The 10008-nt window shown below is 60.7% G+C and carries 12 protein-coding genes; 3 read left to right on the top strand and 9 right to left on the bottom strand.

What is annotated here, in order from left to right; genetic code table 11:
- From VF672_RS12740 to VF672_RS12720, 5 genes are all read right to left on the bottom strand, one after another.
- A partial coding sequence (locus tag VF672_RS12740) for an Hpt domain-containing protein (protein ID WP_331104946.1) occupies positions 1–303 on the bottom strand: 303 nt, incomplete at its 3' end.
- 31 nt (positions 304–334) lie between these two features.
- A complete protein-coding gene (locus tag VF672_RS12735; RefSeq protein WP_331104945.1) occupies positions 335–619 on the bottom strand; it encodes an STAS domain-containing protein in 285 nt (94 codons plus the stop codon).
- Positions 620–634: 15 nt separating this feature from the next.
- The gene (locus tag VF672_RS12730; RefSeq protein ID WP_331104944.1) at positions 635–1003 is read right to left on the bottom strand and encodes a response regulator; all 369 of its coding nucleotides are present in this window, start codon (positions 1001–1003) and stop codon (positions 635–637) included.
- 11 nt (positions 1004–1014) lie between these two features.
- Complete coding sequence (locus tag VF672_RS12725) at positions 1015–1926, bottom strand: methyl-accepting chemotaxis protein (protein ID WP_414705601.1); 912 nt, start codon at positions 1924–1926, stop codon at positions 1015–1017.
- A 599-nt stretch (positions 1927–2525) separates the two neighbouring features.
- Positions 2526–3593 carry a C45 family peptidase gene (locus tag VF672_RS12720; protein ID WP_331104942.1) on the bottom strand — a complete coding sequence of 356 codons (1068 nt, stop codon included), beginning with the start codon at positions 3591–3593 and terminating at the stop codon, positions 2526–2528.
- A 332-nt stretch (positions 3594–3925) separates the two neighbouring features.
- On the opposite strand from VF672_RS12720, the gene VF672_RS12715 reads away from it, so the two are divergent.
- Complete coding sequence (locus VF672_RS12715; protein ID WP_331104941.1) at positions 3926–5200, top strand: tyrosine/phenylalanine carboxypeptidase domain-containing protein; 1275 nt, start codon at positions 3926–3928, stop codon at positions 5198–5200.
- A 668-nt stretch (positions 5201–5868) separates the two neighbouring features.
- Here VF672_RS12715 and VF672_RS12710 read toward each other — a convergent pair.
- The 4 genes from VF672_RS12710 to VF672_RS12695 form a co-directional block, all read right to left on the bottom strand.
- Complete coding sequence (locus VF672_RS12710; protein WP_331104940.1) at positions 5869–6111, bottom strand: hypothetical protein; 243 nt, start codon at positions 6109–6111, stop codon at positions 5869–5871.
- A gap of 134 nt (positions 6112–6245) precedes the next feature.
- Positions 6246–6524 (bottom strand): Rho-binding antiterminator, encoded by a 279-nt coding sequence (locus tag VF672_RS12705; RefSeq protein ID WP_331104939.1) that lies wholly within the window; start codon positions 6522–6524, stop codon positions 6246–6248.
- 72 nt (positions 6525–6596) lie between these two features.
- The gene (locus VF672_RS12700; protein ID WP_331104938.1) at positions 6597–7139 is read right to left on the bottom strand and encodes an NMCC_0638 family (lipo)protein; all 543 of its coding nucleotides are present in this window, start codon (positions 7137–7139) and stop codon (positions 6597–6599) included.
- An 84-nt stretch (positions 7140–7223) separates the two neighbouring features.
- Entirely contained in the window at positions 7224–8411 is a 1188-nt protein-coding gene (locus VF672_RS12695) for an MFS transporter (RefSeq protein ID WP_331104937.1), read from the bottom strand.
- Between the two features lie 72 nt (positions 8412–8483).
- Between VF672_RS12695 and VF672_RS12690 the strand changes: the two genes are divergently transcribed.
- Complete coding sequence (locus VF672_RS12690; protein WP_331104936.1) at positions 8484–9068, top strand: CGNR zinc finger domain-containing protein; 585 nt, start codon at positions 8484–8486, stop codon at positions 9066–9068.
- 78 nt (positions 9069–9146) lie between these two features.
- Positions 9147–9968, top strand: coding sequence for an oxygen-insensitive NADPH nitroreductase (gene nfsA, locus VF672_RS12685; protein WP_331104935.1), 822 nt, complete (start codon positions 9147–9149; stop codon positions 9966–9968).
- The last annotated feature ends 40 nt before the right edge of the window (positions 9969–10008 follow it).

Genomic DNA, 10008 nt, shown 5'->3' with positions numbered 1-10008 from the left:
CAGTTCGAGCATGTGATCGCCGGATTTGAGCAGCACGGCGATCAGTTCCGGCGTCACGGTGACGCTGCCGTCGCGCAGGCGATCAAGCACGTCTTCGACGATATGGGTGAAGCTCACGATCAGGTCCAGGCCGAACAGGCCGGCTGAACCTTTGATGGTGTGGGCCGCGCGAAAAATCGCGCCAATGGCGTCGTCGTCGCCCGGGTCGGTTTCCAGTTGCAGCAGGGACTCTTCCATGGCCTGCAGCTGTTCCCGCGCTTCGACGATGAACGTCGCTTGTGCCTGATCCAGATTGATGCTCACGCTCATATCCTTTGTCGTGTCCGACGTGTCTCTATGCAACCAGATTGCACAGAGCGAGTACTTCAACCACCGCCTTGCTCTGGCCACTGACTGTCAGTTGCGTACCGGCCCTGCGGGCTTCGCGTTGGATCAGCATCAGCCATTGCAGACCGGCGCCGTCCATCTCGGTGACCTGGGAAAGGTCCAGCGCCAGATGCGGTGTGCCGCCCAGGCGCGGTAACAGCTGCGCGCCAAGATCGGCGACGGTGTAGATCGTCAACTCGCCGTCAACCTCCACGTGCGCCGTGTCGTCGCGGGCTTCATAAAGCAGCGGCATTGAAGCCTCCGGTCATCAGGGGAGAATCAGCTTGGATACCGCCGCCAGCATCTGCGCCGGCTGGAACGGCTTGACCACCCAGGCCTTGGCGCCCGCGGCCTGGCCTTCCTGCTTTTTCGATTCCTGGGATTCGGTGGTGAGCATGATCACCGGGGTGAACTTGTACCCGGCCAGCTTCTTGACCTCCTTGACGAAGGTGATGCCATCCATGTTCGGCATGTTCACGTCGCTGATGATCAGGTGCATTTTCTGACCGTTGAGTTTGCCCAGCGCGTCTTTGCCGTCGCAGGCTTCGATCACGTCGTAGCCTGCGCTTTTCAAGGCGATACCGACCACCTGCCGAACGCTCGCGGAGTCGTCGACAACCAATACACTTTTAGCCATTACCGGCTCTCCTAGAAGAAAGTTATCTCTTGTGAACGCTGTTGCGCTGACGAGTCGCCGTGGTGAGTGCGGCGTTGCTCGTCAGTGGCATAGGTGGTTTCCATGCGCGCCAGCCATTGCCGGGCATCGATGGAGGCGGGGTCATCCGGGGACTGACTGGCCTGGTGCAGGTGGCCGTGCAAGTCTTCGATGTTGTCCCGCACATGGCAGAGGATCTGGCTGACCCGGTCTTGAAACTGGAGGCTCATGAGAATTTCGGCAAGCTCGTCGCGGATGCCGAAGCTCTCCCGCTGCAACATGTCCGCCGAATCGGCCAGTCGCCCGGTCACGTTCTTGAACCGCTCCAGTACGCGCTGAATGGTGCCGTCGGACACCGCCACCGACTGGCTGTCCTGATCGGCGCCGCTGGACGCCGCCTGCACCAGCTGAGTGATGGCCGTATTGATGACGTCAACCTTGGCGGACATTTGTTGCCCGGTTTCGCTGGACTTGCTCGACAGGGCCCGCACCGCATCGGCCACTACGGCGAAACCGCGCCCGGCTTCGCCTGCACGGGCCGCTTCGATGGCGGCGTTCAGCGCGAGCAGATTGGTTTGCGCGGCAATCGCCGCCACATCGGCGGCCATGGTCCGCAGTTCACCGGTGTAGGCGGTCAGGTTATGCACTTGTGCCAGGGTTTGATCGCGGCTTGCCTGGGTGGATTTCAGCGAGTCGATCACCTTGACCAGTTCGTCTTCGCTTTGCGCCAGGACCTGTACGGCACCGCCACCGCCGCTGCCCGCCAGTTCGCCGGCAGCGAGTTGCGAGGCTTGCACGGTTTCTTCAAGGCGCGAGGAGATGCCGGTGAAGCGGCTGGTCAGCGATACGATGGCGGTTTCAGTCTGCTGGCGCGAGCTTTCGACCTGTTTGGCCCAGATCGGCATCGCGCCGAGCATGACCTCATTGAGTTGTACGCTCGCCCGATCTGCGAGGGTGTTGGCCTGGTCCAGGGTGTGCTGGGCGATAGCGTCGGCGACGGCTTTCTCGCAGGTCCGTTGCCGAGACCGTGCAGACCAAATGCCGGCAGCGATGCCCGACGCAACCAGCGCCGCACTCAGGCCAAGGTTGGCGGTGCTTGTGCCATTGATGGCCAGCACCCCGATACTGGCGGCGATGGAAACGCACAGGGGTTCCCAAAGGAGTTGCAGTCGAGGTTGAGCGAGGTAACGACCGGAGGAGGGCGGCGTCATGGTTCGGTCCTTGAACAGTGTTGCGAGAGGGTTGATCTGTGCTAACGGGTTATCTGCGCATTCGTCCTGAACTTGATAACCGGCCGTCAGCTTCCAGGCGTCAAGCTGTCGTTCAAACAGCGGGGGATGCATGCAGGCATCTAACGGCTGGCTGGAATCGTCAGCTCAGACTGGCTCGCTCTATGGATCAACAGCTCTTGTGGTTGTCCACTCCCCCTGCTTGAAGTGGTACGCGTATTCCCACGCGGGCTGCCGGGTCTAAACGGCGTGAAACCAGATTCCGGCACCGCTGATCAGGACAGGAACCGCACCTGCTGCCACGGCTGCGTACCTGGCTGGCCCAGGCAGAAGGATGCCTGGGCCTGGTCAGCCAGCTCGAACACAACCGAGCCGAACGTCTGGGTGCGGGTCCTGGGCCCGGGCTTGATGGCCAGCGGAACATCGGTGCGCGACAGCAAGGCCATTACCGCAGAGGCTTCGGCCGCCAAGGCCCGGTTATCGTCAAGGCATGCCAGGCGCGCTTCGGAGTTGGCCACTCGTCCAACCGATTCGAGCAGTGCAAGGCCCTGCGGGTTGATGTCCTGGCTGTGCAACGGGTGGTTGGTGTGGCTCACGGTACCGGTCTTAACCCTGGGGCCCACCGCGCAGCCGCTGGCAGAGCACTCCTGGCTGTAGAGGCCATGGCGGTCGCCCACCAGGTAATGCTGGCCGCTGGCGTGATCCAATGCATGCAGCGCCTGATCCGCCGCCTCGGCGGTGTGTTGGGCCAGCGCATGACGGAGCGCAAAAGCGACCGGCAGGCCATCGGGCTGGTGGCGCAGCATCAGCAAGGTGTTGACGCACACGCCTACGCCCGCGCGGTTCACCCCGGTGAGGCCGATAAGCCCGGCGGCGCTTAACACCAGGGCTTCAGGCTGGTCGTTTGCAGCCAGGCGCAACACCACCTGGGAGCCGTCCATGAACGCCGGCAGGTCCATGTGCTGCGCCAGAACGGTTCGCTGGCCGGTGGTGTGGCCGAGCACGCTGCAACCAGGCTCCCAAGGCGGCGGCTTGGGAAGGTCGAACCACCACTGCTCATCCATGAAGTTATAGGCGGCGATCACGTCGAAGGGCAGCCCCGCGCCTTCAGCGATGCCGCGCACTTCATCCACCAAATCCGGGGTTTGCCGCGTGGCTGTGTTCAGCAGCCCTGTGCTGCTCAGCATGCCTTTGGCGTATTGCTCAATGCTGGCAGCCGAGGGGTTGCTGGCCAGGGTTGCCTGGGCCCAATGGTCAACGGCAGCAACCACTTGCGCCCGGGCAGATTCACCGTGTGCCCGGCCACGTTCCAGCCCGGTACCGCGGCAGTCGATAAGGGTCATGAGTGCTTCCCGATTTTGCTCAGACAAAGCGCGCATGATAGTCAAGCCACATGGGGAATACACCTCGAACCCCGAGGTGGCCGCCGGGCGGCCTGGCTCAGGTTATTCGGGCAAGGGTTCCATTTGCGTCGCAGGCACTGGCCGCTTATCGCCTGCCGAACGGCGCGCCGGGAACGAGATTTCATCCAATGTCTCGGAGCTTTATCAGCAGCGATGAAAGCCGCGCCGCCCGAGGAGCTCGAAATGAATGCACCCCTTCAAAACACTTCCAGCCCGTATGAGCCGATCGAAGCGCCGGCGCGCGGTGGAATGCAAACCACCGGGGCTTTGCGATGAGCACTGCATCGGTGTCCGAACTCGATTCCTGTCTACCGGATCTGGCGCGCAAGATACGCGTGCTGGATGCCCTGGCCTGGCCAGACGGGATCGAAGAACGGTTTCTTGAGCGTTGGCGTGCCAAGCGTGCTGCGTTACCCAAGGTCGAGTTGCAGCCGCGCAAGCTGAATGCGGAGATCGCTGCGCTGGAAGATTTTATCGGCCGCTGTGACAAGGGCCATCCCGCCGGGCGATACCTGGCCATGACTGCGCACAGCTATGCCACGGCAGGACGCATGCTCGGCGCCATTGGTACATCCGATTTCACCCGTCACTCGGCAGCCCTGTATCGGCGTCCTGACTTGAAGTATCCGGGCCAGCATCTGAGCACGCTCGGCGCGGCTCAATTCTTTATCAAGACCACTGATGCGCTTCTTCGTAGCGGAGAGATTTCCCCAAGCCCCGCGCAAATCCCGGCAGAAGACTTTGCCGCCTGGATGCAGCCGGAACTCGACCGCTTTTTCGGACCCGGCCGCATTGCCGTGGTTCTCGACGCCACCCTGGCCGCCAAGGCGATTGCCGGGGTTAGCCGGATTCGGCTGAGTGCCCGCGCGCGTTTTTCGGAACTCGATAAAAAACAACTGCTGCAGCATGAAGCCTTTGTACATGTCGCAACCGCGCAGAACGGTAAGCTCCAACCCAATTTGAAAAGCATGGGGCTGGGTGCGCCACGCACGACGCAGACCCAGGAGGGTATCGCTGCGCTGGCTGAACTGGTCACGGGCAGCATGGACATCAAGCGGCTGCGTCGTCTCGCCCTACGCGTCCTCGCGGTCCAGCAGGCGTTGGACGGCGCTGATTTCGTACAAGTCTTCGAGGGCTTTCTTGAAGCCGGCCAGTCGGAGCAGGAGTCCTTCCGCTCAGCTCAAAGGATATTCAGGGGAACCGATCTGAAGGGTGGCTCGGCGTTCACCAAGGACGCCGTCTACCTGACCGGACTGCTCGGCGTTCACACGCTGCTTCGCGTAGCGATTCGTGACAGCCGGCCAGAGTTGGTAGGCCATCTGTTCGCCGGGCGCCTCGATCTGGGCGATACCTTGCGCCTGGCCCCGCTGTTTGAATCTGGTTGGCTACAGAAACCGGTCTATCAACCCGCGTGGGCGGAGGACCTTCGCGTACTTGCCGCGAACCTGGCGTTCTCGGCGCTGATCGCCCAGGTCAATCTGGACGTTCTGGATCTTGAAACGATAGAAGCGTTTGCGGACGAGAACGAGGTCGACGCAGGTGCCTAGTGGTCGGTGCATAACAGATCGTCGGGCTTGAAGCGGATGAAGCTCGACTCGCGATAAAGAGGGCGAGGGGCGGTTTGAGACCCGTCTAACCGTCAGATAAAAATTGCTGGAAACGCCCAGTGCATGGCGAACAAAGTAATGTCATCGTGATCTCATGCGTAGATTCTCCCCCTAAGTTTTCTGCGCTACGGGAAGTGCTTTGTGGCCAAACCGTTTCTCGGTATCAGGCTTGTCATGTGCGTAATGGTTTCTCTAGGTGGGTGCGCCTGGTTTCAGACAGCCCCGCTAACCGGGGCTTATGGAGACGGGTTTCACAGGGGATGCGACGCCCGGGAGCACGGTTCCGGGTATAAGGCGCGGGATGCTGACGCCCGGGCTCATCTTCAGGAGCGTTACAGGGTAGGGTGGGGACGCGGTTTCAACGCATGTCTTTCGCCTTGGGAAAAAGAGCAGCGGGATAAGTGGCTGCATGGCGAAGATGAAAAGCATTGCACCAAACACCAAAAGAAGCGCGGACATTGCAAGGAATGATCTGGAAGGAGCCGTGGATCCGAGCCGATTCGGGCCCTGTCTACACGTTGTCGTGAGCAGTAGGTGAATTCATCATCGCCCCGACACGTCGGCTCCGGCCAGGCGCATGAAAATGGATGTCGCCCCCTGGCCGGCTTTTACCGCGGATTCGGCTGATCGTCGAGTTCAGCGTTAGCCACATCGACATCCGGCATGTTCTGCTGGCGCGTGGCTTCCTCATCCGTGTCGAGCGGTATTTCCCCCTCGTTATGAGGTAGCTCATCGACGCCTGGCCGGTCGCTCGGGTTCAAGTCGGTTCGGCGAGGCGACAGCGGGTCGGGTGATGTCGGCATGGGATCGTCGCCGCCGATGCCACTTTGAAACTGGATGTCTGTGTTCATCACAACCTCCTGGCACTGCGTTGCGCGGTGCATGGAGGTTTGGAATGTGTGTGTTGATGCTCGTTCGGTTGGAGTGACTGACGGTTGAGCGCTTGGTGCGCTGACCCGACGTTGTGGCCTGGCCGTATCAGGGTTCAGGCGATGTCGCAGGGGCAGGCGCCGAACTCGACTCGCCCGAAGCCAGCGCCCTCCGACAAGACGGTAATGGCAATGACCTTGTCCAGCCGAATCTCCTGCAACCCCTGTGGTGACTTCACCTGGATGAACTCTTCTTGAGTCGAGGAGGTTCGCGTTGTCAGTGCCTGGCCCTGGATGACGCTCGTTTGGGTCGTCTCGATCAAAATCTCGTAGCCGCGCATGCAAAACACTTCGATGAGGTCGTAAAGGCTGCACTGCAAGGGTTGATAGGCCACCGGTTCACCTGCAATTGAAGTCTGTCGTCTTGATAGAAGCGACTGCCTGCGCCGCTTCGGATTTTGGCTGACTCACGGCCCGACTATCGCGGCCGTCCCAAGCGCCTGAATGCTTGCGGTGGGAGAGGGTGCAGTGGTGAGAGTGAACAGCATTTTTCGCGCACTGTTCGGGACAGACCATTCGTAGGAGACGGTGTGGGTCATCCCGTTCACGGCAGTCTGTCTGCTCTCATCCCTCACCCGTTTCACCACAAACGGCGGCGGTGGGCTGGCCACAAGCGTTGTGAAAAGGCTGGCGGCACTGTCCGTGTCCGCCCTGCGAGCATATACGGCGCACAGGTTCTTCCCGGTGGGCAAAGCCAGTACAAACGTACCGCGCTTGTCCGGCACAGGCCAAGCGTCTCCAGCTGCATTCGAGAGAAACAGGGCTGCCTGGTCGGGGGGAAGCTTGGGCATGGGTGCCAGCTTGTCCCGCAGGGCTTGAAGGTCGGGCAGGTTATGCAGGCAAAGCGATCCGTACATCTTGGCGAAGGCGCCCGCCTGGTCTTGTGCCTCATCGGCGATGCAGGTGTTCGTACCGATGGCCACAGCGGCGAGCGCGAGAAATCTGAGCATCACAATTCATCCATGGAAAATCTGAAAGGGCGGCTATGCCGCGACGTCCAGCGGTTCGGTGCAACCGCAGGCTCGAGCGACCGGCTAGTGTAACGACCCATTGGACTGCGACCTGCGAAGCAGCAGCACGGAAACTGTAAAACCGAGAAACCCTACGCTTCCCAAGGCTGACCACGTTTCAGCAGGGCTGCGGTTCACGATGAGCCAGCTTCCCACGTAATAACCAGCGGCGCCGCTAAGTGCTCCCACCGCACTCATTACCCCGAAAAACGTTCCCTGGCTACCGTCCGTTGCCAACGACGCGGTCATACTTTCAAGCGTGGGGAGCAGGAGGGTTTCGATGACTGTGTAGGCCACGATGAACAGCAGAAACCACTCGATCCCCTGCAGGACAGCAAGACTGGCGAACGCGAATCCTGCTCCCAGATAAGCCCATGTTGTCAGGGATGCAGGATTTACTCTGGTCATCCAGCGCTTCGCCAGCATGATGAAGGCGAGCCCGACAACGCCATTGAGGACGTAAATGGCAGACGCTGCATGAGGGCCTGCCAATTGTCCCGCGTACATGGGGAATGCAACGTAAAGCTGTGGGAACAGGAAGAACCACGGCAATGAAACCGCAATCAACCGCCAGAGCCCTGCATGTGTAGCGGCTGCCTTCACGTTTTTCATCATGGGCTGCCTGACGAACCTCACGGATGAGCCGAACTTCGCCCGGTGGGCAACCGCGCTGAGAAGGATGAACAAAATTGCGCTGACACCGAAGGCCACACGGATCTGCCCCAAGGCCGCGAGACCGCCGATAATCGGTCCTATCGCTGCTCCGGCGTTCAGCATTTGGTTATTGGAAGCGAAGAGAGCCGATAGGCGTTCCCTGGGTTGCCTGCCAAACAGGCCATACACGCCGCCCTCGTAGCACGCGACTCCCGTACCCGCCAACACTGCACAGCCTATCCAGGCGCCCACCCCGTCGAAGCAGCCAAACCCCAGAAACCCCAAGCCCCTTAGCATCAGGCCCAAGGTGATGATCCTGTGTGAGCCGAACCGATCAGCAACCGCGCCTGCAGCGAGCGGCAACACTTGCGCGCAAAGCAGATTGGCAGACATCACCGACGCGAGTGCCGCTGCGCCAAATTGAAGATTCGCTGACATGTACAGCGCCAGTAGCGGAATGGTCATGAAATGGGAGGTATTCATCACTCCCTGCATCCACAGCAATCTGCGAATATCTTGGGGCCAAATCGGTTGATCGGTGTGCTCTTCCCTGGCCATGTCGAGATCCCGTAACCACCAATGTTATTTTAATGGTTACTTACATCGGTGGCCTTTGCAACAGGAGCGACGATGCAAACTCAGAATCAGGCAGCACCTGACGGTCTCGAATGCGTCAGGCGCTTCATTAACACGTGGTCGATTTCGAACCAGACGCGCATGGAAATGGACGATCTGCAGCTGCTATGGGGTAGCGCTGAACGCTGGCGTGACGAGCTTTCGCGGCACCCTCGGGCCGATAGCGACACCTTGGAGAGGCTGCTGGCGCTGCGCTCGGATTTACGGAAATCGTGCGAGGGCCTGGACGATGACCGCAATCTGCTGAACGACTGGTTCTCACACGAAGCGCTGTCAGTGCACGTCGAATCTACGGACGAGGGCGTGCCCCGGCTACGCGTGATACCTGCCGACAGCAGTTACATCGCCCATACGCTTGCGGTGGTTGCCAATGCGATTTCGGCAGGTACGTGGTCGCGACTTAAAACGTGTGGCGATTGCCGTTGGGCTTTCTATGACACCACTCGCAACGGCGGTAAGCGTTGGTGCGGTATGTCCAAGGGAGGCGCGGATGGCCGGGCTTGCGGAACAATTGCCAAAGTGAGTGCCTTCAGAGCACGAGTAGCCGCCCAAGCCAAATTGGATCTCGGCGAAAGCTAGGCGCCGCGCTCCAGGTCCGAGACAGATGTGCCGCGCCGGGCATGATTTGGTAGTCTCGACCTTCTTTGGAGACCTCAGATGACAGCAACCGCCCAGCCCAAACTGGCTGCCCGCTACGGCGCGCCAGACATCACGCCGCTCAAGCAATGGAACGACACCCTGGATCAATTGCTCGACCACCGAAGTGTTCGGGCTTTCACTGACCAGGCGCTGCCCGAAGGCACCATCGAGACGCTGGTCACCGCCGCGCAGTCGGCTTCCACTTCCTCGAATCTGCAGGTCTGGAGTGTAGTGGCCGTTCAGGACGGCGAGCGCAAGAGTCAGTTGTCGGCACTTGCAGGCAATCAGGCCTACATCCATCAAGCGCCGCTGTTCTTCGTGTGGCTCGCCGACCTCTCCCGGGTGTCACGGATTGCCGCACAGGCCGACGTCGAACTGGAGGCGCTTCCGTACCTTGAGAGCCTCTTGCTGGGGACCATCGACGCAGCCCTCGCCGCCCAGAACGCCGTCGTCGCCCTTGAGTCTCTTGGTCTCGGCAGTGTGTACATCGGTGCGATTCGCAACGACATCGAAGGCGTCGCCAAAGCGCTTGAATTGCCCCCGCACGTCTATCCAGTGTTCGGCCTGTGCGTGGGCTACCCGTCCACAGAGCGGTCGGCCAAGGTGAAGCCGAGACTGCCTCAACGCGCGGTGCTGCATCACGAGACCTATTCGGCCGCCGGCGAGGAGGGCGTGCTCGCTGAATACGATGAGCGCCTGGGTGCTTTCTACGAACGTGAAGGCATGAAGGCTTCGGGGTGGTCGGAGCAGGTCGTTAGCCGGCTGCGCAGCGTTTCCAGCCTGCATGGCCGTGAAGCGCTCGTTGCAGAGCTCAAGGGTATGGGCTTCGGATTACGCTGATACGGCGATGATCAGGTTCTACTGGCAAGGGCTGGCTGTC

Origin of the sequence: Pseudomonas sp. (assembly GCF_036387035.1) — a bacterium.
GTDB lineage: Bacteria > Pseudomonadota > Gammaproteobacteria > Pseudomonadales > Pseudomonadaceae > Aquipseudomonas.
The sequence above is the reverse complement of the archived record's forward strand: the minus strand, read 5'-3'. Positions and strand labels throughout refer to the sequence as shown.

Coding starts and splice junctions, on each gene's coding strand:
- VF672_RS12700 (WP_331104938.1), bottom strand. CDS start 7,139: ATGCTCAGATTTCTCGCGCTCGCCGCTGTGGCCATCGGTACGAACACC.
- VF672_RS12720 (WP_331104942.1), bottom strand. CDS start 3,593: ATGACCCTTATCGACTGCCGCGGTACCGGGCTGGAACGTGGCCGGGCA.
- VF672_RS12710 (WP_331104940.1), bottom strand. CDS start 6,111: ATGAACACAGACATCCAGTTTCAAAGTGGCATCGGCGGCGACGATCCC.
- VF672_RS12690 (WP_331104936.1), top strand. CDS start 8,484: ATGCAAACTCAGAATCAGGCAGCACCTGACGGTCTCGAATGCGTCAGG.
- VF672_RS12730 (WP_331104944.1), bottom strand. CDS start 1,003: ATGGCTAAAAGTGTATTGGTTGTCGACGACTCCGCGAGCGTTCGGCAG.
- VF672_RS12725 (WP_414705601.1), bottom strand. CDS start 1,926: ATGCCGATCTGGGCCAAACAGGTCGAAAGCTCGCGCCAGCAGACTGAA.
- nfsA (WP_331104935.1), top strand. CDS start 9,147: ATGACAGCAACCGCCCAGCCCAAACTGGCTGCCCGCTACGGCGCGCCA.
- VF672_RS12735 (WP_331104945.1), bottom strand. CDS start 619: ATGCCGCTGCTTTATGAAGCCCGCGACGACACGGCGCACGTGGAGGTT.
- VF672_RS12715 (WP_331104941.1), top strand. CDS start 3,926: ATGAGCACTGCATCGGTGTCCGAACTCGATTCCTGTCTACCGGATCTG.
- VF672_RS12695 (WP_331104937.1), bottom strand. CDS start 8,411: ATGGCCAGGGAAGAGCACACCGATCAACCGATTTGGCCCCAAGATATT.